Raw genomic sequence first — 22861 nt, 5'->3', positions numbered from 1 at the left:
GATTCACTGGAGCTCCTGCACGCGCAACACCTCAGTCAGTTTGCGCAGCTCGGGCAGTTTTGAGGCATCAATGGAACCCGTAAGGAAGCGTGCGCCAGCAGCCGCCGGATCTGCGGTAAAGCCTAGATCCTTCAGCTTTTTCAATGTTGCCGGCGTCGAGTCCTTCAACAACACCTGAATCCGGACCATGACCGCAATGGTCATCGTCTGGTCTCTCCGCTGCCTCTCCTGTTTCGGGAGCGGGACTGCCATAGGTTGCGCGGTCAGTTGTACAGAAGAGAGCGAGTAGACGTTCCCGCGCATCCGTTCAAGAGCCTGATCGCTCAGCGCGTTTGGATTCACACCCTCCGGAAGCTCTACCGGCACTTCGATGCGGCGCAGCGCACCCCCTTGATTCACCACCTTCTCTTCCACTGCGTAGAAGCTAGTAAAGCGGGTCATCAACTGGTAGCTCAGCCCGAGTTCGGTGATCCAGCGTTGGTTTCTCTGCTCGTCCAGACTCAGGGCATCGATCTTACGCCTCGCCCAGATGGAGGGCACGGCGGTGTTCTCTTTCATGGTGGCCGGCAGATTCACGTCAATCTCGCGAACAAAGGGTTGCCCGGCCATTCTGCCTCGGATCCGGATCTTGCCACTCCCCGGAGTATCGTAGCAGCCACTGATGATGAGCGGCTTGGCGCTGAAGAGATCTGGAATACGCAAGGGCACCACATCCTTGACAGGAAGGCCGTTCCAATCGATCTCGATATCGGTCAGCAACGGATTCCGTACTCGTTGCTGGAAGCGTTGGGCGGCCGCGCTGCCATCGCTATTGAGCGAAACGTATTCCACTTCTCCTCGCCCAGCTTCGGCCATCTTGTCCAGCAAGTAGCGGTTGACGCTGCTGCCGATTCCGAAGCTGAAGACGCGGGCATTGGTGTGCTTGCGAATTTCGGCAATGATCTCGTCGTCATTGCCCACATATCCATCCGTCATGAAGCAGACGACCCGGATGTGCTCCTGCGAATCCGTACCATCCAGGGCGGCGCTAATCGCCTTCATCATCTCGGTGCCACCACCGCTTTGTTTGAACTGCAGGAAGCGCTTGGCGGTCGCGATGTTCTGCGGCGTGGCAGGCATCGGAGCGGGCCAGAGGATCTCGGTGTCACCAGAGAAGGTGATGAGGTTGAAGGTATCCCTGGGGTTCAAGCCGTTGATCGCCTGGAGCATCGCCTCCTTCGCCTTCTCGAGCGGGAAACCGTGCATGGAACCAGAGGTGTCGATGACAAAGACCAGTTCTTTCGGTGTGATGGCGAGATCCGCACGAAGAGCGGCCGGTGGATCGAGAACCAGGCTAAAGTAGCCATCCTTCCCTTCGCGATGGGTGAGCAGAGAAGGCGCAATCTGTTTTGAGGCAATCTGATAGCTGAGCAGGAAATCGCGATTCGGAATCTCATTCGCCTGCGCCAGCGAGATTTCTTCCCACCATTCGTTCTTCCGCTTCTGTGTGATGGCGTGACTCTCACTTGTCACTTTGCCGAGCGGAGTTGCCATTCCAAGCCGCACATTCAAGCGAATGTCATGACCCGGCCTCATTCCCTTTGGGGCAACAGGCGGATTGACCGTGGCCTCTTGTCCAGCCATCGACTTCGGAAAGTAACGAGGGCCAACCACCATCGGGAAGACAAAACGGTAACTGCCGGCCTCGTAGGGAACCAGTTCTACATAACGGATCTCCACGCTGACTTTGGCACCCGGAGTGATATTGGTCAGCGACTGTTGGAAGACATTTGGCCGTTGTTGGTGGAGCAAAGCCGCTGTTTGTCCGAGACGGCGCGCTTCGGCAAAGGCTTTCTCCGCATCCTCGCGGCGGGCGATCTTCCCTTTCACCACACGTTCGTTGACGTGCATCTCATAAGCATTCACCGCCGCCAACACAGGCAGGGGGAAGTTGTAAATGGCTTCGATTGTTTCCGGCGACTCATTAATGAAGTCCTGACGGACGACGACCGTAGCCACCGGTCCGCTGATCTCCACCCGGACCTCAGTGTGCTTGAGCGGACATTCCAATACCCTTCCGTCCGGGAGACTCCTGAGCAAGGTTCCCGCAGAAGCCCTATCGTTTAGCACCGAAGTGGCCGCGGCCGCCGTACTGACGGCCATCAAAATATTCCAGAGTTTCATGCACTCTCCTCTCACAAGGGAAATGCCGGGGGCGGAACTGGCCTTTCAAAAAAATTTCCGGAGTGGGGAGCAAATCGATCTTTCTTGTTAACCTAATTTGGATAATCTATGATTCTTCGCTTTCTAGCTGCCCTATTCTTAGTTTCTGGCGCGATTGACGCCCAAAGTTGGGAACCAATTCCTCCAGAACAATTGAGCCTGGAAACTCCCAAAATTGATCCGAATGCCGATGCAGAAGCAATTTTTTGGCAGGCGCGCGTGCGCGACGATGTACAGAGCCAATATGTAAATCATCACGTCCAAAACTACAAAAGGATCAAGATTTATACAGAGCAGGGGGCAAAGCGTTGGGGCACGGTTGAACTTCCCTACTATTCCGAGCTCAACATGACGTTAACGGGGATTGCAGCACGTACAATCCTGCCGGACGGCACGATTACCGAGGTGAAACCGAGTTCGATTTTCGATACGACGATGGAAAAGAACGGGCGCTCGAAGATCAAGGCAAAGAGCTTTGCTTTCCCGGGTGTCGTGAAAGGTTCCATCATCGAATTCAAATACGAGGAGGTGTATTCAGAGCGGCCGTTTCGATATGTGGAGTTAGAGTTTCAGTTAGAAATTCCCGCCTGGGACATTGTCTATTTCGTGAGACCGATTCCGGCATCGCTAACCGCTTACAGAATGCGTGCCTACCCGTTCAATTGCTCGCCAAGTCCGTGGGAACCAGTCAAGGGTGTTGGGCCGCAGTTGGAGGGCTTTGTATCGTCGAGATTGAAATCTGTACCCGCCTTTATCCCGGAACCCCTCTCTCCGGCCTCCAACGATATTCGGCAGTGGATGTTGTTGTACTACACCGAAGCAAGCCAGGATAAGCCAGACAAGTTCTGGAAAAACTCCGGGAAGATGCTGTCAGAGAACTTTAAAAGGGACCTGCGAAACTCGGGCGAAATCAAGGCCATGGCGGCAGAGTTGACGGCTGGAAAAAGTTCCGTGACGGCGAAGGCGGAGGCCTTGGCGATTTTCTGCCAAACAAAGATTGGCAACGTGTCCTATAGTGCCGATGGGATGACCAGCGAAATTCGGGATCACTACTTCAAGAAGCTGTATAAGCCGGAGTACAACGCCAACGACACGTTGAAGAATAAGCTTGGCACAGGCCGTGACATTTTGAAGCTCTTCTATTCGCTGGCGCAATCTGCCGGGCTCAACCCGATTCTGGTGCGTGCGAGCGATGCGAGCCGGACCTCGTTCCGGCCGGACTTTCTCGATGACTTCCTGCTACGCCGCCATTTGGTGGGCTTCCGGGATGGAGAAGGCATCAGCTACTTTGACCCGAGCAATCCCTATCTGCCTGCCGGCATGTTGCATTGGACAGACCAGGGACAGGCCGCCGTTCTGGTGGAACCCAAGGAAGCCAAGTTGGTTATTCTTCCGACCACACCGCCGGCGCAATCGAGTGTAACGCGGACTGCGAAGCTGAAGCTCGATGCGACGGGCGCGATCAGCGGCACGATGCAGTATGACTATTCGGGGCTGACCGCGATGAAGGAGAAGTTGGAGTTTGAAGACCAATCGGCTGGGTCTCGCGAGGAAGCGAAGAAGCGGGAGCTCGAAAAGCAGTTTCCCGCAGCAGTGATTGAGAACGTCAAGATTCTGAATGCGGCCACGCCCAATGCCCCCCTGTCCTTAAGTTTCAGCATCAAGATGGAAGGCTATGGGCAGCGCACCGGGAAGCGGCTCTTCTTCCAGCCGACAATTTTCGAGTATGGAGCAAAACCGCTGTTTTCTTCCGCCAAACGTCAATATCCGATTGCCTTCGAGCATCCTTACTCGGAAACGGATTCGATCACCATCGAGATGCCTGAAGACTATCAGCTTGAGAATGCGAGCGTTCCGGGCACGACCAAGCTTGGTCAGATTGGGGAGATTACATTGACCGCTGGGGTGAATCGGGAGCAGGCGGTTCTGACCCTGAATCGCCAACTGATCTGGGGCAACGCAGGCTCGATTTTCTTTGAGCCAAAGCACTATCCGGCGCTGAAACAAGCCTGGGATCGCATCCACGAGATCAATACGATGACGCTGACGTTGAGGGCAAAATAGTGCGACGAGTCATTTTGAGTTTGCTATTGCTCGGCGGAGTGCTGCAGGCAGAGATCCCCGGTTGGTTCCGTGAGATCGCAACGGCAACGCATCCGGTTTATCCGCCGCAGGCGAAGGCCGTCGTGCTCTTCGAGGAGGAGAAAGTCACTATCGATGAAACCGGGCGGCAGCTTACGACACACCGCAAGGCGGTGAAAATCCTAACGATCGAAGGCAAAGCCCACGCGATGGGGATGCTGAGCTTTGATACTAAGGATTCCAAGGTGAAGGATTTCAAAGCCTGGATCCAATTCCCGAGTGGCAAGACGAAGGAGTACACGAAAAAGGATTTGGTGGAGAGCAACATGAGCGATATCGCAATCTATTCGTCCTACAAGCACTTTGGCATCCGAGCGGGCGCCGATGCAGATCCAAATGCCATCTTTGGCTTTGAGAGCACCGTGGAAGAGAAGACTGTCTTCACACAGTATCGCCATAGATTTCAATCTGATCAGCCGCAGTTGGTGAGCCGCTTTCAGATTACTCCCCCTGCGGGGTGGAAGGCCGAAGCAAAGGCTTATGATGGGGCCTCCGCAACAGCCACAATTGACGGAGGCACCTATACATGGGAGGCACGGAAGCTCGACTATCTGGAGCGAGAGCCCGGGGCACCGCAATATGCGTCTCTGGTACCGCGGATTCGCGTGACGCTGATTCCACCAGCAGGACAAACGAGCGCGGCATTGCCGACCTTTGCGACCTGGAAGGACGTAAGCATCTGGACAACGAAGATCACCGATCCGAAATCTGAAGTGACTGCAGCTGTCGAGGCAAAGGCACGCAGCTTGGCCAGCGGCAAAGAAGGACTCGACAAGGTGAAGGCGATTGGCGACTATGTGCAGAGCCTTCGCTATGTCGCCATCTCAACGGACATCTCCAAGGGTGGGGGCTATGTACCGCACTCGGCCGATGAGGTGTTGCGCATGTCCTATGGGGATTGCAAGGACAAGGCGAATCTGATGAAGACGATGTTGAAGGTGGTGGGTGTGGAATCGTGGATGGTCTCGATCTACTCCGGCGACCCTCGCTATACGCGTGAGGATTGGCCATCGCCCATGCAGTTCAACCATGCGATTGTAGCTATCTCGACGCCCGCCGAGACCAACAACGCGGCGTCCTTTACCCATCCGGCACTGGGAAGGATGATGCTGTTTGATCCCACCGACTCGATCGTGCCCTTTGGCCATATTCCTGATCATGAGCAGGGCGCTCTGGCGCTTGTGTTGGCCGGTGAGAAGGGTACGCTCATTGAAGCTCCGAAAACCAGCCCCACCCAGAACCATACCGCGCGCAAGTGGGATGTGACACTGGCGGCCAATGGGAGCTTGGTCGGCAAACTGGAAGAAACCATGACGGGACAAGAGGCCTTTGACGCACTCGCACTGGATAAAACGGTTCAGAAGGATCGCCTGGGCAAGTACATTGAGGCGCGTATGACGGCGGCGATTCCTGGGTCCGTCGTAACGGAAGTCAAAGAGAACTACGAAGTGGCCTCGAAGACGTATACACGTACCATCCAATTCAACGCTGAAACTTATGCGCGGATCATGATGGGCAAGCTATGGATGGTGAAGAGTTCTCCGATGAGCTATGAAAGCATGCCGGTGCTGAACAAGGCCACTCGCACGCAGCCGCTGGTACTGCAGCCCGTGAGCTTTAGCGAAACCATCACCTGGCATCTTCCTTCAACCTTGAAGATCGATGAACTGCCCGATCCGGACAAGATGGAAGCGGGCTTTGGCAAGTATGACTCGACATGGAAAACCGAAGACGGCGCCGTACGCGTCGAACGGCAACTGGAGCTGCAGGCCGAGGTGGTGCCGGTGGCGCAATATGCGAAGGCACGCGAGTTGATGATGCGGTTCCAAGGCAGCGAAGTGGCACCGATCGTGTTGGTGGCGAAGTAAGCTAGCTCGCACGGAGCGCTTCGTTCGGATGGAGGCGCAGGATTCTCACCGCAGGAGCGAGGCTAGCCACGCACGCGGTGAGTAGCAAGACTCCGCAACAAGTGGCGAGGATCCATTCGGCTCCCGCTCCGCTCGATGGCAGGAATCCCGGGACCTGAGATGCGATCCAGCGGAGCAGCGCGAAGGCCGCTGCGGTTCCCAGTAACGCACCGATCAGTGTCAACCACAGCCCTTGCTTGAGGACATCCCAGGCAAGGGCTTTTCCGTCAGCGCCAAGCGCCAGACGGATCGCAAATTCACTGGTACGCTGCGAGACCAGATAGGACAGGACCCCATAGATGCCAGCCGCAGAGAGTGCGAGCGCAAGGCAGGCAAAGGCGGCGATGAGATAGGCGAGGAAGCGGTCGAGACGCAGAGCAACGCCTCTGAGTTCATCGAGAGTCGCAAAGCTCTTGATGGGCTGCAGAGGGTCGGCCGCTCGCAGTTCCTTTTCTATTTGAGCCTGCATTCCCTGCCCCGAGTCGCGAGTGCGAATCACCCAGCTCATGGGGAACCAAGTGTGTGCTGCCTTGACGATATCGTCGTTCGCTTGGCGGATGGAGACGTAGAGTGTGGGCACGGGTTTGTCTTTCAGACTGTTGGTGCGCAGGTTTCCGACAATCCCCACGATGAGGCGCTTCGTCTCGCCGCCACAGTGCTCAACAATAGACCGGCCGAGGGGATCGAGACCGGGCAGATAGCGACGCGCGAATTCTTCACTGATCACGGCGACGGGTTGGGACTTGCTGTGATCGCTGTCGTGTAGATAGCGTCCTTTGAGCAGCGGCACGCGGAGCGCGGCGAGATAGTTCGGCGAGGTATAGCGCCAATTCATGAACTTGCGCTTGCCGGGCTGATCGGGTGAGTCTGGCACGATCACAGCGCAGTTCAGACCACGCTCGAGCGGGAGCGCCAGTGTGACCGCTGCGCTTTCGACATTGGGAATGGCGGAGAGGCGTTCGAGCCCCCGCGCAAAGAACTGGGCGGCCTTGGCGGCGGTGTCGTAGCGCTCGCCACGCAGCGACATCTGCGCGGCAATGAGGCGCGTTTCGTCCGCACCACTGGGCAGTGCGAGCAGGTCATAGAGACCCTTCATGAGCGTGCCCGCGCAGACCAGTAAGACGACGCTGAGCGCGACTTCGGCGATGACAAAGGTGCGTCGCAAACCAGCGCCAGTTGCCCCGGCACTTGTCTTGCCGCTGCCTTCCTTCATCGTTTCTCCCAGATCGACACGGCTGGCATTCCAGGCGGGGATCAGACCGAAGAGGAGGCCTGTGGTGATCGAGATTCCGAAGGTGTAAGCAAGGACGGTCCAATCCAACTTGATGTCCCAGATTTCGAAGAGTTTGATGGGACTGACGGCCACTAAGAGCGGCAGCAGGACTTGAGCGAGCGCGAGGCCGGCGAGGCCACCGAGGATCGCGAGCAACAGGCTTTCGGCCAGGAGTTGGCGCGCCAGCCGGAAGCGGCCCGCGCCGAGGCTGCCGCGGATCGCGAGTTCGCGTGTGCGGACGGTGGCACGGGCGAGCAGCAGATTCGCCAGATTCGCGCAGGAAATTAAGAGGATCAACATCACGGCGCCCGAGAGGACAAAGAGCGGCTGGCGGAAGCCGCGCCCGTCCACACTGCCGTAGGGCTGCAAGGTGATTAAGAGTTCGGGTGGGAGATTCTTGTATTCGGCTTTCGCAAGTTCCTGGAAGAGTTGGGTGGCCTGCTGCGAAGCTTCGGCGCTGCTGAGGCCATCACGGAGACGTCCGAAGACTTGCGTGTTGTCGCCATCCTGGATGGGGATCGCGAGAAGAGGCAGATAGATGTCGATGTCGCGCGAAGGAAAGTGTTCCGGGAGAACACCGAGAACAGTGTGGGTCTGGCCGCCCAGATTGACGGTGGCCGCGCCTTGTGAGCGAGCGGCAAAGCGGTGCGATACGACGACACTGTCGGCGGGGTCCTTGTCCCTAAAGTCACGCCCTACAACAGGTAAGATGCCAAGAGCGCGGAAGTAGTTGGGAGTGACGCGCATGATCGTCACTTCCGTGGGTGCATTCAACGTGAGCCAGGCAATGCTGCCTTTGTCGCGCATGGCGGCAATGTTCGAGAAGGCAGTGGCGTTATCGCGAAAGTGGAGATACTGGCGGCTATCGAAGACCGGATAACCGATGTTGCCCGCACGGGTCTTGGTGATTTCCTTGAGACGATCGGGCTGCGGGTAGGGCGCTTCGCGCAGCAAGGCGGCATTGACCAGCGTAAAGATCGCGGTGTTGGCGCCAACACCGAGCGCCATGGTCAGGATCGCGATGAGGGAGAAGGAGGGGCTGCGGCGGAGCTGGCGTGCGGCGAAGCGGAGATCGGAGAGCAGGTCGTCGAGCCAGGGCAGACCCCAGCCGTCGCGGTATTGGTCCTTGTGCGCTTCGGCTGATCCGAACTCCCGGCGGGCGAACAGCCTGGCCTCCTCGGGGGACTTTCCTTGTTTGAGGAAATCGGCTTCGAGCAGTTCGAGATGATGCTGGAACTCCTCTTCCATTTGGCGGTCCAGAGTATTACGTCGAAACAGATTGAGGAAGCGGTTCATGGGTTCTCCAAAAGTCGGGTCATCAAAGAGACGGTCAACTGCCATTGTTCGAGTTCGGCATGTAGTTGCTGTTTGCCGGAGCGAGTGATCGAGTAGAAGCGCGCACGGCGGTTGTTCTCGCTCGGGCCATACTCGCTTTTGATCCAGCCACGCTGTTCGAGACGGAGTAAGGCCGGGTAGAGCGTGCCTTGGTTCAACGCAAGCAGGCCCTCGCTCACTTGCAGCACGCGCTGCGCGATGCCGTAACCGTGGAGCGGCCCCAAGGATTGCAGCGTATTCAACACGATCAGGTCGAGAGTGCCTTGCAGCACTTCGTGACGGGTTTTCATCTCTCCTGTAGTACGTCAACAGAAGCGGATCGTTTCAAGATATTGTGAGGCATGCCGATTTTTCTTTGGATTCTTCTGGCGCAGCAGTTTCAGCCGACGACGATCGCGACTGACCTCAAGGGTGGGTATCAGGTGTTGGCTGTCGATCTCAATCGCGATGGGCGGCCCGATCTGATTGCGCTCGCCTCGGGTGTCGATCATCTGGACTGGTTTGAGAATCCGGGGACCGTGGCTGGAGAATGGAAGCGGCATGTGATTGCGTCGGGCTTCCGGCAGTTGATCAACGTCGCGGCGATGGACATCGATGGGGACGGTATTCCGGAGTTGCTGGTGGCCCATGAGTTCTCGAATGTTCCCGATAAGTTGAAGGGCATTGTCTCGCTACTGCGGCTCGATGGCACGCGCCGCGACATTGATGCGATTCCCACTTCGCATCGCTTGAAGGTGGCCAATGGCGCCTTTATCAATGCGCCACTGGCGGACCCGAAATCGCATCCACCACTGTATGAGGGGAAGATTCCGCTCACGCTGTATGAGAAGGGGACGCTGAAGCCGAGGTTGATCAACGACGAAGATGGCGGCGTGATGCACGGCTTGCATGTCACGGACTGGAACGGCGATGGCATCGACGATCTGCTCACGGCCAGCTTTCGCGGCGTCCATCTGTTGGAGGGTAAGAAGGATGGCACTTACTCACGACAGCTATTGCAGGCGGGAAATGTCAGCGATGTGACGGTGGCCAAGATCGGCAAGCAGAAGCTCCTTGCCACCATCGAGCCGTGGCATGGCAATCAGTTTGTGATCTATACGCCGGAGCGGACGGTGCTGGACGACACGATCCAAGAGGGGCATACGGTGCTGGCCGCCGATCTTGATGGCGATGGCAATGACGAGGTGATCTACGGAGCGCGGGCCGGTGGGGGAGCAGTGCGGATGGCGAAGTTCGAGAAGGGTAAGTGGACGGTGCAGACGATCCTCGACGGCAAGATTGCCGCGAACTCGTGCGTTGCCGCCGACCTCGACGGCGACAAGCGGCCCGAGCTGATCTGCATTGGCGGGGCGACGGCGAATCTGGTGATCTTTACTGTTGCTGCTGTTGCTGCTGCAGCGCCAGATCATCGCTAAGCAGCGGGCGTTCGTCGAAGACTGGCGGATTCGAGTTGAACAGCAACTCTTTGGCCAGGTCTTCCATGATCGGAGCATCGGCCTTGGTCACGCGGACAACGACGGCCATCTCGCTTTGCGCGCCGCCACGATAGGTGCCACGCGTGGGCGGCACGTCGTTATAGTCGCGGCCAATCGCGGTGCGGATGTGCCGGCTGCCTGCGAGCAGGTTGTTGGTTGGATCGAAGCCCGTCCAGCCGATGCCGGGCAGAAACGCTTCTACCCAGGCGTGCGTCGCTCCGTCCACCGAGCGCGTTTTGTTCTCGCGGCTGTGGAACAGATAGCCAGAGACATAACGAGCGGGAATGCGCAGCTCGCGCAAGAGCGCCGTCATGATGTGCGCGAAGTCCTGACAGACGCCCTTGCGGCCGCCGAGGGCGTGATCGATCGGAGAATTGACGCGCGTTGACTTCGGCACGTATTCGAAGGAAGCGTAGATCGCACGATTCAGTTCGAGACACATGGTGAGAGGGTCTTCGCGGCGCTCGACACGGAGTTCCTTGGAGAGTGCGTTGAGCAGCGGCGTGGGCTCCGTCAATTCGCTGGGCATGACGAACTCCCAGAAGTCCTGGGTCGCCGTCGTGTGATCCAACTCCTCCCAGCCTCGCAGGGGAAGCACGGCGGGGATGGGATCGGGCTCATAGGTTTCGACCGTAGACTCGGTCGTCACCAGGAGTTGGGTGTGCTTTGGCGCGACGCTAAAGTGGTGGACGTAGTTGCCCAGATGGTCTCGATACTGGAGCACACGCGCCTTAGGATTGACCTTCACGAAATAGCTGAAGCAACGCTGCTTGCCCTCGCTGCGCGGCTGCATGCGAAGCTCCATGATGCTCTCGCTGACGGGCGCATCATAACGGAAACGGGTTTGGTGTTGGATCGAGAAGTACATTAGGCTGGAAGCGAAGTTTCAATCGGGTAGTCAATATAGGTTTGGTGCAAGGCCGAGTGGACCTGCACGCATTGGCGGATGACGTTATCGAGCGCCAGATTCAGTCCGCTGGCGAGGATCTCGTCAACACTCGAATAGCTGAGCGTGGCGACCAGGCGGCCAGCCAATCGCTCCACAGTGCTGCGCTGGTCCTGCACCGGGAAGGCGGCGATGGACTGCTGGATGCCACGGACACAAAACAGAATCGAGTGCGGATGTTGCGGGTTGAGCAATAGGAATTCGACGATGTTTTCCGCCGAGAACTCGGCAGTGTATTTCTTCAGATAGGCCTCAAAGGCGCTACAACTACGCAACAATGCGAGCAACTCCAAGTGTCCGATGTCGGCCTGTCCGCACAACTCCGGCGAATGGACATTGAGCATGGTGCAGGTGTTGACGGCACGCTCCATGTGGCGGCCGAACTGGAGGAACCACCACTCTTCTCCGTGCGACATGGTGGCGTCCGTCTCGCCCTTAAAGAGACTGAGATTGCGGCGTACTTCGTTGAGGAACTCGAGCGGCAACTCCTGTTCGAGATCTTCCGCATCGTACTTCTTCACGAAGTGATAGAGCCCGTTGATCTCGCTCCACATTTCGCTGCTGATCTGCTCGCGCACCTGGCGCGCATTCTCGCGAGCCTGCATGACGCAACTGATAATGGACGTTTTGACCTGAGGATCGAAGATCAAGGCGTGTTCGAGCGCGGGAACGCTGATCTTACCTTCAATCTTGAGCGGCTGGCCCAGGCTGAGATTGATGCGACGCAGTTGGCGCTCGACGGCCTGGGGCTTTTGTTCGAGCATGAGCTGGATGTTGGCGTCGAGCAGGAGCGTCGTGTTCTCCGCCCGTTCCAGATAACGCGCCATCCAATACAAGCTGTCAGCAACACGAGACAACATACCGGTTCCTTTGCTATTCATCGACGACCCAGGTGTCTTTACTGCCCCCACCTTGCGAACTGTTCACGACGAGGGAACCTTTGCGCAGCGCAACCCGTGTGAGGCCGCCTGGAACGATGCTGATCTTGTCCCCATAGAGGATGTAGGGACGGAGGTCGACGTGGCGGGAATCAAAACCGCCATCGACAAAACAGGGAGCGCGCGAAAGCATGAGCGTGGGCTGTCCGATGTAGTTGCGCGGATCGTCGAGGATCTTCTGCCGGAAGTCCGCCAGCTCCTGCCGTGAGGCGTGGGGCCCAATGATCATGCCGTAACCGCCGCTTTCGCCCACCGCCTTGACCACCATCTTCTCGAGGTTGTCGAGAACATACTGGCGGGAGGATTCCTCGGCCAGGATGAAGGTCTCAACGTTGGGAAGAATCGCATCCTGATCGAGGTAATACTTGATGATCCGCGGGACATAGGCGTAGAGGGCCTTGTCATCGGCGATGCCGGTGCCGATGGCATTGGCGAGCGTGACGTTTCCGGCGCGATAGGCATTGAACAAGCCAGGAACGCCAAGGATCGAATCATAACGGAAGGCCAGCGGATCGATGAAGTCGTCGTCCACACGGCGGTAGATCACATCGACACGCTTCAGCCCGGAGGTGGTGCGCATGTAGACGACGCAATCGTGCACAATCAGGTCGCGGCCTTCCACCAGTTCGATGCCCATCTGCCGCGCAAGGAAGGTGTGCTCGAAGTAGGCGCTGTTGTAGACACCCGGCGTGAGCAGCACGATGGTGGGTTCGTCCTTGCCATCGGGCGAGAGGGCACGCAGGCTCTGCAGCAGGGCTTGCGGATAGTCTTCGATCGGAAGCACACCGCTTTGGCGGAACACCTTGGGGAAGATGCGCTTCATCACCTGGCGGCCGGTGAGCATGTAGCTGACTCCCGACGGCACGCGCAGGTTGTCCTCGAGCACCATGAAGTTGCCGTCGAGATCTCGGATGAGGTCGGTGCCAGTGACGGCGATGTAGACATCCTTCGGCACGCGCAGGCCGCGCATCTGGCGGCGGAAGTACTTGCAGGTGTAGACCAGTTCCCGCGGCACGATGCCATCGCGGAGGATGTGGCCTTCGTTGTAGATGTCTTTGAGAAAGAGGTTGAGCGCGGTGATGCGCTGCGTCAGACCGGCTTCGACATGCTGCCATTCCTTGCGGGTGATGATGCGCGGCAACAGGTCGTGAGGGAAGATGCGCTCGGTGCCCTCGTCTTTTCCATAGACCGTAAAGGTGATGCCCTGGTTGAGAAAGATGAGATCGCTTTCTTGCTTGGAGCGGCGCAGATCCTCAGCAGGCGATTCCTCCAGCATCTCGAAGAGCGGAGCGTAGTGAGAGCGAACAGCGCCCGAGGCATCGAACATCTCGTCGAAAGCGCCGTCCAGTTGGTAGTCTTCAAAGGGTTTGGTTAGGGTAGACAAGGTAGTTATTTCATCGACGTGGCGGTCTTCTCAACATCCTGCATCAGCCGGATCAAATTGCCATGATAGATTTTCGTGATCATCTGAGGCGTATAGCCCTTTTCGAGCAGAGCACGGGTGAGCTTGGGGAACTTACTGACATCCTCGAGACCGACCGGCGTGCAACTGACGCCGTCAAAATCACTCCCAAGGGCGACGTGATCGACACCAACGAGTTGGACCACATGGTCGATGTGATCGACAACATCCTGCAGGGTGGCCCGCGGAGTATTGGCGCGGTATTGGGCCGTCAGTTGCGCCACCTGCTTCATCGCTTCGGCCTCGTCCTTGACCGTCTTGTTGATGCGATCGCGCTTGGCGATAAAGTCGGGATGAGTGGCGGGACTCGCGTCCTTGGCCTTCTGGTTGAGGAAGTCGCAATTGAAGTTGATGCCCATCACGCCGTTCGTCCTGGCGAGGGCTTTGATCATGTCGTCAGTCATGTTGCGGCCTGCATTGCAAAGCGCACGGCAACTGGAGTGGCTAGCAAGTAAGGGCGCTTTGCTGATTTTGACAGCGTCGTAGAACGTGGAATCAGCAACATGAGAAATGTCGACCATCATCCCGAGACGATTCATTTCGAGAACGATCTGGCGGCCAAGATCGGTGAGGCCGCCGTGGTGCTTCACCCTCGGGTTGCTGATGTCGCCAGAGGAGTCTGCCCAGCCGTTGGTGTTGGACCAGGTGAGCGTCATGTAGCGCGTGCCCAGCGCATAGAACTGGCGCAGCAGACGGGGATCGTCTTCAATGGCGTGCCCGCCTTCGATGCCAATCAGAGCACTCCTGCGGCCAAGCTTCTTGTTGTTTAGGATGTCAGCGGCAGTGATGGCTAAGGCAAACTGACCGGCACTCTTTTTGACAATGTCTTCTTTGATGGTGTCGATCATGGCCAACGCGTGGTGCGCGCTGCTCTTCGTGGCGACATGGCTAGCTGGCACATAGGCCGCGAAAAACTGCGCGCCCACGCCCCCTTCCTTCATGCGGAAGATGTCCGTATGTTCACCGCCCCCACGCGCCATGAAGTTCTGGCCCACCAGTGTTTTGGTGGGGATGTCGTTGTGCAGATCGATGAGGTAAGCCTCGTTGTGGATCTTCATCACTTCGGCATCGGTCCAGACTTTCTTCTGCTGCGCGGAAGAGCCCACGCTCAAAAGGCAGAAGCCCGCCAGCACGATGGCTGGCAGGCTTCTGTTGCAGGTACGGATCATTCGAGTTCCTTAGAAGATGATCTTCAGCGCAAGTTGGGTATTGCGCGGCTCACCAAAGCCAAGGCCAGGGGCGCTTGAGCCGTTGCGAGTGTTGGTCATCAGGCCGAGAGCCGAGAAAGAGGCAAAGCTCGTACCCGGATTTCCGTAGTTTGTCTGGTTGAAGAGATTGAACATCTCAACCCGGAACTGCGCGGAAACACGCTCGGTGATCGCCGTTGTTTTGAATATGGAAAAGTCGGTGGAGCCGAGCTTGGGGCCGTAGAGGACGTTGCGTCCGAGATTACCGTATTCCCCAGCCGGGGCAGAAGCAAAGGCATTGGGATTGAACAGATACTTTGTTCCTCTTGCCAGTGCCGCGCCCGTCGAGGCGTTAGTCGTGGGGATGTTTGAGTAGGGATCGCCGATGAGGCTGACACGATCGCGGTTGTCGCCATTGCCACTGATGTTGCTGCCTCGCAGGAGATCGATCGGCTCGCCGGTCTGGTAGGTAAGCAAGCCATTGACCTGCCAGCCTTGCACCAGACGCTTGTAGCGCGAGGTGAGGACCGGAATGTCATAAGAGACAAACGCGGTGAAGATCTGACGGACATCGAAGCTGGCGCTGCCATACTCGCGGCGCAAGTTGTAGCTGTCGGCCGGAAGGGAGTTGCGCACATTCGATCCATTATCGAGCGCATGTCCCCAGGTGTAGTTCGCAACGCCGGTGATGTTCTTCCAGCGGGTGACTCGCAACTGGGTCTGGAGTGAATTGTAGTTGGAATTGGCGATGGAGTTGAGCTCATTGATCGCCGCGAAATTCGGATAGAGCGTGTTGTAGGGACGACGGGACTGCAGCGTTGCCGCAGGCCCCGGCGTGGCCGCATTGATGTCGCGCAAGAGACTGAGCTTGCGTCCTTGGCTGCCCACGTAGCCCACCTGGAACAAGATGTTGTTGGTGACTTGACGCTGGACGTTCAGGTTGAAGTTCTGCACATAAGGGGTGCGGAAATCCTGGCTCACGGCAAAGACGCCAAAGGGCGGCTTGGGAGTGGTGCCACCAAAAATCGGGACTCCGGACTGGATCACCAGATTGTCAGTGCGCGAGATCGAGTACACCGGATCCGAGCCACCGGGGTTCGCATGGACACCGGCTGCGCCGGCATTCGGGATGCTGGTGTTGGCCACGATGAAGTTGAGCGGCGGCACATCGAAGAAGATGCCGTAGCTGCCACGAATTACCGTTTTGCTGTCTGTGCCAGGCTGATAGGCGAAACCAAAGCGCGGGGCAAAGTTATTCAGATCGCGCGGGTAAAGACGATCGATTCCCTGCCCGACCTGAACGATTCCCTTGCTGGGGAGGAAGTTCGTGATCGAGTTCTTGTCGTCATATAAGGGGCCATGGTAGGTGTAGCGAACGCCAAAGTTGAGATTCAACTTCTTGTTCACCTGCCAGTTGTCGTGAGCCCACCAGTCAAAACTGTTTTGCAGGTAGTAACGCTGCAACTGACCGGTGACGATGCTCGCGCCCGTCGAATTGGTCGGATAGCCGGCAAGGAAGTCGGCCAGGGAGCGAAGCGGGGCGCTCACACCGGAATCCGATGCAGACCAAGGACCACGCGTACCATCGAAGACAAACTTGCCACGCTTATTCGTATCGTAGAAGACATCCAATACCGCACGGCGATACTCTCCCCCGAACTTCAATTGGTGTGCCCCTTTGCTCCAGCTCAAATTGTCAGTGAAGTGCCCGGTGGTATCAATACGGCCGAGGGGCTGCGTGGCGCTGGCGCCAGCAAAATTGGTAATCTGCAGCGTCGGACTGCCTCGAAGCGTGGGGTCGGTCACACCCGTATTGAGTCCGGCAGCGATTGGATTGGGTGAGGTATCAAAGTCATTGAAGGTCTGCTTGAAGTAGTTCACGCCAAGAATGACCTGATTGACGATAGAAGGCGAAAGAGTGGAATTCTGTACCACGCTGATGTTGTGCATCCGGCTGGGCGCCACCTGGAAGTACTCATGATAGGGAACCGTGCTATCGACGAGTGCGGTTTGCGAACCGGTGCCACCGTAGTAGCGCACGGCAATCGTGTGCCGCTCGTTGAAGTTGTGGTCGACCTTGATGATGCCGTTATAGCTGTTGTAGGTATTCAGATCTCCGGCAATCAGATTGTTTGTGGTGGCAGGGAGATTGTTGTAGCGGCTGGGCCAGAAGGTCAACAGATTCGTCATCACAGGATTCACGGCCACGTTGTAGCGGGCAAGCACTGCCTTTGCCTGATCGACCCAGGCAGTGGAAGGATGAGTGATCGACGAACTCAACCCGGCGACAGAAACCTGCTTCTCACCCGTTAAGAAGAAGAAGGTCTTGTTCTTGATGATCGGACCACCCAGGCTGAAGCCGTACTGGTCATTGCGGATCTTACGCTTTGCCGCATCGGGGGCCTGGAAGGGTGTCCGGCTGCTGAGCGCCTCATTGCGATTGAAGTAGTAAGCCGAGCCATGGAGAGTGTTGGTGCCACTCTTGATCACCAGATTGACGTTGGAGCCACCGTTGCGCCCCTGATCGGCACTCGCATTGGTCGCAATGGCAAACTGATCGATCGCCTCCACCGGAAGGAGAGTACCGGCGATGCCCGAAACGCCGCCCTGGTTGACAGCAGAGCCATTCTGGAAGGCGTCGTTATTGTCAGCACCGTCGATCTGGTAGTTGTTGCCAGAAGTGCGCATGCCATTCACAGAAGTGGAGGAGGGCGTGACGCCCGGCGCCAGCTTCAGCATCTGGCGGAAATCACGGCCGTTCATCGGCATCTCCTGAACCGCACGGCTATTAACGACATTCGCAATCGTAGTGGAAGTGGTTTCTACGGTTGCCACCGCAGCACTAATCTCAACCGTGGTCGCCTGACTGGCGACCGCCAACTTGACAGGTAGGTTCGTGACACGACCTACGACAACTTCCACCTTCTCGATCTTAGTCGTCTGGAATCCAGTCTTACTAATGGTCAGGGTATAGGAACCGAGATTCAATTCTGGAATGGAGAAGTCGCCATTAGAGGAACTCACCACTTCACGTGTAAGACCCGTCGCACTGTTGATAATTTTGACACTCGCATCAGGAATAGCAGCGCCAGAAGCGTCTGCGATATTACCAGCGATAGCGCCCCGGAAAGTTTGGGAAAATCCGCTCGTTGCAAGAAGCAGCAACGAGAAAAGAATAGAGCATGCCCGATTTGACAAGCGCACAAATAGCCCCCCGTAGAGGAATCAATTTTTGGATTTGCCTGAGCGAAAACGTGGCTCCAAAGGCGAGACTTGGATTACAGATAGATTAGCATCCGCATTCGAATCGCGCCAATGCTTCGTAGAATTGAACGAATGCGTGAATGTATCCTGGCTGCTGCCCTTTGTTGTATTCCGTGCTTTGGCCAAAGTCTCAAGGTCCAAGTGATGTCTGAAAAAGTCGTGAAGGAACGACTGGAGCGTGGGACTGTCTCGATGAAAGAGCGGCAGTCTGTGATTCGCGAGTTGTTCCAAGGCGCGACCTGTGAGATCGAAGAGCAAAAGGTCGACAAACACTATGGGAATGTCATTTGCACTTTACCGGGCGAGACCGATTCGACCATTGTGGTGGGGGGACATTATGATTTTATTGAGCGGGGTCAGGGCATTGTCGATGACTGGACGGGGACAGCATTACTCCCGTCGCTTTACCAGTCGATGAAGGGCGAAACAAGAAAACATACCTATGTTTTTATTGCTTTTGCCGCTGAGGAGCGTGGACTGGTAGGCTCAACGGCTTACGTCAAAAAACTGAGCGCCGCACAGCGAGCCAAGATTCAGGCCGTGGTGAACCTCGAATGCCTGGGCATGGGGCCTGTGAATGTCTGGGTGAGCCGATCGACGCCGAGCCTGGTACTGCGACTGGCCGAGGTCGCAAAGGCCATCGAGGTTCCGCTGCACCGTGTGGATGTGGATAAGGTGGGTGACGACGATACGCATCCGTTCCATAACCTGGGGATTCCTGTGCTCTCGATCCACTCCATTACGCAGGAAAGCTATTCGATTCTGCATACGGCAAAAGATCAGCTGTCTGTGGTCAAAATGAGCGACTACTACACGGCGTATCGCCTGGCCGCTTTCTACTTGAGCTATTTGGATTTGAAACTGCCGTGAAAGAAGGCTCTGCGATTTGGCATCATCAAACAGGATGCTTAGTGTTCAGATTTTTGGCGTGAAGAGCTCGCAGGAGACGAGGGCTGCCGAGCGTTTTTTCAAAGAACGACGGGTTTCGATCCATTTTGTCGACCTCAAACAGAAGCCGATGGCGGCGGGAGAGATCAACCGCTTCATCTCGAAATTCGGACTGCAGAGCTTGCTCGATACGGAGGGGAAGGCTTTTGCCGAATCGGGGTTGAAGTATCTGCGGGTGCCGGACTCGGACCTGATTGCCCGCATCGAACGAGAGCCCAAATTATTGAAGCTCCCGTTGATTCGCGGGGCAAGCTGCTCAGTGTCGGGGAAGATGCTGAGACCTGGAAGGCAATGGCGGTGGCGCCGCCTAAGTAAGGACTTCGAAGATCGCTTCAACTTCGACCGCCACACCGGTGGGGAGCGATGCAAAGCCGAGTGCGGAGCGGGCGTGAAATCCGTCGCCCGTCTTGCCGAAGATCTGGTGCAGCAGGTCGGATGCGCCGTTGATGACGAGGTGCTGGTCTGTGAAGTCGGGTGTGGAGTTCACACAGCCGAGGACTTTGATGACGCGGAGCCCGTTGAGGGTGCCGTGCGTGTTCCAGACCGAGTTCAAGATCTTGGCGACGCAATCGCGGGCGGCGGCGTAGCCTTCTTCCGTCGAGACACCGGCGCCGAGCTTGCCCTTCAGCGTGCTGACATGGCCGGAGCTGAGGATCTGGTTGCCAGAACGGATGGCGAGGTTGAGGTAGCCGGGAGTCTGCTTTTCAAAGACGATGTGGAGGCTTTCGGCGATTTCTTGTGGAGTCATGAGGGTCTTTAGAGATTGTAAAAGGTTTGGGGTGAGTGAGAATCGCAGTTCCAGAAAACGCCGCAGGGCAAAGCCAGTAGGTTGTCTGACCAGGCTTACGAGCGGAGCGTCGACCCCTCATTGGATGAAGAGGGCTTCCGACGGAGAGGACGCCAACCGAGCTTGCGATTAATGCGATAGGCGAGAGAACACCCCCAAATGCCTCCCTGCGCAAAGCCGGTCGCCAAGCCCGTCAGGAACAATCCATTCATCATCAATAGCTCCTGCCAGCCCTCGATCTCGGGAAGCCACTTCCTGATTAGCACCATCGCAATCAATGTCAAAATGAAACCCAGCAAAGCGAGCGTCGGCACACAAATGAAATAGAAGCCAAGCCATCGGGTACGAGAAAACAGCATCGCGCCGAGCCCAGCAACAAACCAGAACATCAAGAATAAGGGCAGAAGGAACGGCATTCGAGAGAGTCCAGCTTAACAAAAGGGTACTTACACCAGCTCTGCGAACGGAGCTTGGAGACCCAGTTGGATGAAAGAGGACTTCCGCAGAGAGGACACCCACCCCAGTTTGCGATTGATGCGATGGGCAGTAATCCAATGCGCGAAAATTGCGATGAGTGAGTTCATCCGTTAGCCGCTCAGTCTAACAAAGCGCCCTCGCCAGTAACTGCACTCCCCGGCGAATCGCTTTCTCATCAATCGCGGCAAAGCCAAGCACGAGACCTTGCAGATCCCGGCGTGCAAGGGCGAACTGATCCAGAGGCCAACACTCCACACCTGCTGCAGTAGCGCGTGCGTGAGCTTCTGTCGAAGTCATTCCGTTCTCGAGAAAGGCTGGTGTGTTCAGTCCGGCTTCGATGTTCGGGAGTCGCAGAACGCCTTCTAAGTAGCGCCGGACTGCAGCTTGCAGTGCAGCCAGCCGGGAGCCATAGATCTCTCGCATGCGACGGAGATGCTTGCCGTAATGACCGTCCTCCAGGAAACTCGCCAGCACGATTTGCGAGATGCCCGGCGGATAGCGTTCCACCTGTAAGCGAAGTTTGCGCATGGGATCGAGATAAGGATCCGGCACCACCATGTAGGCCAGCCGCAGCGACGGGAAAAGGCTCTTGTTGAAGGTGCCCAAGAGGAAGACATGGTCCGAGGAGGCCAATCCGCGCATTGCCGGAATGGGGCGCCCGGAGAAGCGGAACTCGCTATCGTAATCGTCCTCGATCACGGCGATCCCTTGCTTGCGGGTGTACTGCAGGAGGTCGATCTTGCGATCGAGACTCAGCGTCACCCCGAGCGGAAACTGATGCGCCGGAGTGAGGTAGATCGCCCGTGGGTTCCGGCAGACTTCCCTGCCCCGATCCACATTGAGCCCTTCCTCATCCACCGGCACCGGAATGATCTTCGCGCCTGCAAGGCGAAAGGCATCCACAGCACCCGAGTAACCCGGATCTTCCATCCACAGGGCGTCGCCAGGACGCGTGAGCACACGGGCGATACAGTCGAGGGACTGCTGCGTTCCTGAGGTGATGAAGATCTGTCCGGCGTGGCAAGCCACTCCCCGCGAGGCCCCAAGATAGGCGGCGATCGCTTCCCGCAATGGCAGATAGCCAGCCACATCCCCTCCGGCCAGGATCGCCGTGCTCATCTTGCGCATGCAGCGGCCCGCAACTCTCGCCCAGGTCTCCACCGGAAACTCGGCCAATCCAGGTTCGATGGTGCGAAAGGCGCGCACCGGACGCCGATACAACGGGTCTGTCTCTTCCGGCAACGGAGGCACAAACACCTTTGCGGAGGAGAGAAAATCTTCCGGAACCTGGGTGGCCACGCTGGTGCCAGCCCCCACCCTTGCCACCAGATAGCCCTCTTCCTGGAGTTGCCCAAAGACATGGACGATCACGCCTCGCGAAATCCCGAGTTGCAAGGCAAGCTCCCGGCTTGGTGGCAGCACACAGCCCCGGGGAATTCGAGCTTCGAGGATCGCCTGCCGTAACTCGGTATAGAGCCAATCGCTCAGCGTTTGCCCGGCAACACGCGGCCGGAAGGCAGTCGAAATTGGACCACTATACTTCACAGAATTGGACCTATCCAGAGTACCAATCAGCCGCTAGCATCAGAACATGAATACCAGACGCGATCTGCTTGCGACGCTGGCCTTATCTTCGGTTGCGGGAATGGCCCAGACTTCCGGCACAAAGGCCGAAGTCCTGAAGAGACAGCCACTGCCGGCGCCATTTGACGGCTGGGAGGCCGCCTTTCTCTCGGTGACGACACAGCCCGGCGTCGGCTCTCCACCTCATTCGCATGGAGGCTTCGTTCTCGGCTACGTCATCGAGGGAGAGTTCCGCTTTGCCATAGACGGCAATCCGCCGCTCGTCCTCAAAGCGGGCGAGACCTTCTACGAACCGCCAGGCGCCAGGCATACTGTGTCTGCCAGCGCGCGACCCGACCGCGAGGTCAAAGTACTAGCAATTGTCATTCTCGAAAAGGGGAAGGAGATCACCAGATGAGCGATCGATTGATAGTCAGAAAAGCAGCGCCGGAAGGCTACCAGAAGCTTAGAGACTTGAGCAGTTATTTGAGCGGATGTGGATTAGAACCACAGCTTCTACACTTGGTCTATCTGCGAGCCTCGCAACTGAACCACTGCGCCTACTGCACGGACATGCACTGGAAGGATGCCAGACAGGGAGGCGACACCGAGCAGCGACTTTCGCTGGTCAGCGTCTGGCGGGAATACGCAGGCTTCACAGAACGGGAGAAGGCTGCCTTCGCCTGGACAGAAGCCGTCACCAAACTCCATAGCATTCCGACGGAGTTATTCGAAGCAACCCGGCTTCATTTTAGTGATACAGAACTGGCAAATCTGACTTTAGCCATCGGGACCATCAACCTTTGGAACCGGCTGGGAGTGGCCTTCCAGTTGACTCCTGGAATTTACCAGCCAAGCCAGCACTAAGGCGAATTCCCCAGATAACTCGCAAAAAATCATCGGAAATAAGTCAAAAATTTTATCGGATTCCACCAGCTCATTCGACAGTCATTTG

17 protein-coding genes and 1 pseudogene are annotated in these 22861 nt (G+C 57.1%); 7 read left to right on the top strand and 11 right to left on the bottom strand.

Annotated elements, in window-relative coordinates; genetic code table 11:
• Window positions 1-3: 3 nt before the first annotated feature.
• Window positions 4-2163: a VIT and vWA domain-containing protein gene (locus M017_RS0117655; protein WP_031499461.1), complete on the bottom strand. Its 2160-nt coding sequence runs from the start codon at window positions 2161-2163 to the stop codon at window positions 4-6.
• 108 nt (window positions 2164-2271) lie between these two features.
• Here M017_RS0117655 and M017_RS0117650 point away from each other — a divergent pair, with 108 nt between their 5' ends.
• Together M017_RS0117650 and M017_RS0117645 are read left to right on the top strand one after the other, a co-directional pair.
• Window positions 2272-4266: a DUF3857 domain-containing protein gene (locus tag M017_RS0117650; RefSeq protein WP_031499460.1), complete on the top strand. Its 1995-nt coding sequence runs from the start codon at window positions 2272-2274 to the stop codon at window positions 4264-4266.
• Window positions 4267-4280: 14 nt separating this feature from the next.
• On the top strand, window positions 4281-6212 hold the full coding sequence (locus tag M017_RS0117645) for a DUF3857 domain-containing protein (protein WP_162179965.1): 1932 nt from the start codon (window positions 4281-4283) through the stop codon (window positions 6210-6212).
• A 1-nt stretch (window position 6213) separates the two neighbouring features.
• Here M017_RS0117645 and M017_RS0117640 read toward each other — a convergent pair whose 3' ends face one another.
• The gene (locus M017_RS0117640) at window positions 6214-8820 is read right to left on the bottom strand and encodes an ABC transporter permease (protein ID WP_031499458.1); all 2607 of its coding nucleotides are present in this window, start codon (window positions 8818-8820) and stop codon (window positions 6214-6216) included.
• A complete protein-coding gene (locus M017_RS0117635) occupies window positions 8817-9149 on the bottom strand; it encodes a PadR family transcriptional regulator (protein WP_031499457.1) in 333 nt (110 codons plus the stop codon). The genes M017_RS0117640 and M017_RS0117635 overlap by 4 nt, the downstream gene beginning before the upstream one ends.
• Window positions 9150-9200: 51 nt before the next feature.
• On the opposite strand from M017_RS0117635, the gene M017_RS0117630 reads away from it, so the two are divergent.
• Window positions 9201-10274 (top strand): FG-GAP repeat domain-containing protein, encoded by a 1074-nt coding sequence (locus M017_RS0117630; RefSeq protein WP_051670378.1) that lies wholly within the window; start codon window positions 9201-9203, stop codon window positions 10272-10274.
• Here M017_RS0117630 and M017_RS0117625 read toward each other — a convergent pair.
• From M017_RS0117625 to M017_RS0117605, 5 genes are all read right to left on the bottom strand, one after another.
• Window positions 10231-11202, bottom strand: a complete 972-nt coding sequence (locus M017_RS0117625) for a transglutaminase family protein (RefSeq protein WP_031499455.1) — start codon at window positions 11200-11202, stop codon at window positions 10231-10233. The two genes, M017_RS0117630 and M017_RS0117625, sit on opposite strands and share 44 nt — an antisense overlap.
• The gene (locus M017_RS0117620) at window positions 11202-12140 is read right to left on the bottom strand and encodes an alpha-E domain-containing protein (protein ID WP_031499454.1); all 939 of its coding nucleotides are present in this window, start codon (window positions 12138-12140) and stop codon (window positions 11202-11204) included. Before M017_RS0117620 ends, M017_RS0117625 begins: the two co-directional genes overlap by 1 nt.
• Before the next feature lie 13 nt (window positions 12141-12153).
• A complete protein-coding gene (locus M017_RS0117615) occupies window positions 12154-13545 on the bottom strand; it encodes a circularly permuted type 2 ATP-grasp protein (protein ID WP_080508020.1) in 1392 nt (463 codons plus the stop codon).
• Between the two features lie 62 nt (window positions 13546-13607).
• Window positions 13608-14849, bottom strand: coding sequence for a dipeptidase (locus M017_RS0117610; protein WP_031499452.1), 1242 nt, complete (start codon window positions 14847-14849; stop codon window positions 13608-13610).
• 9 nt (window positions 14850-14858) lie between these two features.
• On the bottom strand, window positions 14859-18071 hold the full coding sequence (locus tag M017_RS0117605; RefSeq protein ID WP_080507910.1) for a TonB-dependent receptor: 3213 nt from the start codon (window positions 18069-18071) through the stop codon (window positions 14859-14861).
• Window positions 18072-18275: 204 nt separating this feature from the next.
• On the opposite strand from M017_RS0117605, the gene M017_RS27890 reads away from it, so the two are divergent.
• Window positions 18276-19001 (top strand): M28 family metallopeptidase, encoded by a 726-nt coding sequence (locus M017_RS27890; RefSeq protein ID WP_162179963.1) that lies wholly within the window; start codon window positions 18276-18278, stop codon window positions 18999-19001.
• A 34-nt stretch (window positions 19002-19035) separates the two neighbouring features.
• Window positions 19036-19263 (top strand): annotated as a pseudogene (locus M017_RS30490) (thioredoxin domain-containing protein); the annotation flags it as partial.
• Window positions 19264-19386: 123 nt separating this feature from the next.
• Here the strand turns inward: M017_RS30490 and M017_RS0117590 are convergent.
• From M017_RS0117590 to pdxR, 3 genes are all read right to left on the bottom strand, one after another.
• A complete protein-coding gene (locus tag M017_RS0117590) occupies window positions 19387-19827 on the bottom strand; it encodes a RidA family protein (protein WP_031499449.1) in 441 nt (146 codons plus the stop codon).
• A gap of 95 nt (window positions 19828-19922) precedes the next feature.
• Window positions 19923-20282, bottom strand: coding sequence for a hypothetical protein (locus M017_RS0117585; RefSeq protein ID WP_155121471.1), 360 nt, complete (start codon window positions 20280-20282; stop codon window positions 19923-19925).
• A gap of 184 nt (window positions 20283-20466) precedes the next feature.
• Window positions 20467-21888 (bottom strand): MocR-like pyridoxine biosynthesis transcription factor PdxR, encoded by a 1422-nt coding sequence (gene pdxR / locus M017_RS0117575; protein WP_051670372.1) that lies wholly within the window; start codon window positions 21886-21888, stop codon window positions 20467-20469.
• 46 nt (window positions 21889-21934) lie between these two features.
• On the opposite strand from pdxR, the gene M017_RS27885 reads away from it, so the two are divergent.
• Both M017_RS27885 and M017_RS0117565 read left to right on the top strand, forming a co-directional pair.
• Complete coding sequence (locus M017_RS27885; protein ID WP_051670370.1) at window positions 21935-22324, top strand: cupin domain-containing protein; 390 nt, start codon at window positions 21935-21937, stop codon at window positions 22322-22324.
• Window positions 22321-22773: a carboxymuconolactone decarboxylase family protein gene (locus M017_RS0117565; protein WP_031499445.1), complete on the top strand. Its 453-nt coding sequence runs from the start codon at window positions 22321-22323 to the stop codon at window positions 22771-22773. The genes M017_RS27885 and M017_RS0117565 overlap by 4 nt, the downstream gene beginning before the upstream one ends.
• The last annotated feature ends 88 nt before the right edge of the window (window positions 22774-22861 follow it).

The organism is Bryobacter aggregatus MPL3 (assembly GCF_000702445.1).
Taxonomy (GTDB): domain Bacteria; phylum Acidobacteriota; class Terriglobia; order Bryobacterales; family Bryobacteraceae; genus Bryobacter; species Bryobacter aggregatus.
The sequence above is the reverse complement of the archived record's forward strand: the minus strand, read 5'-3'. Positions and strand labels throughout refer to the sequence as shown.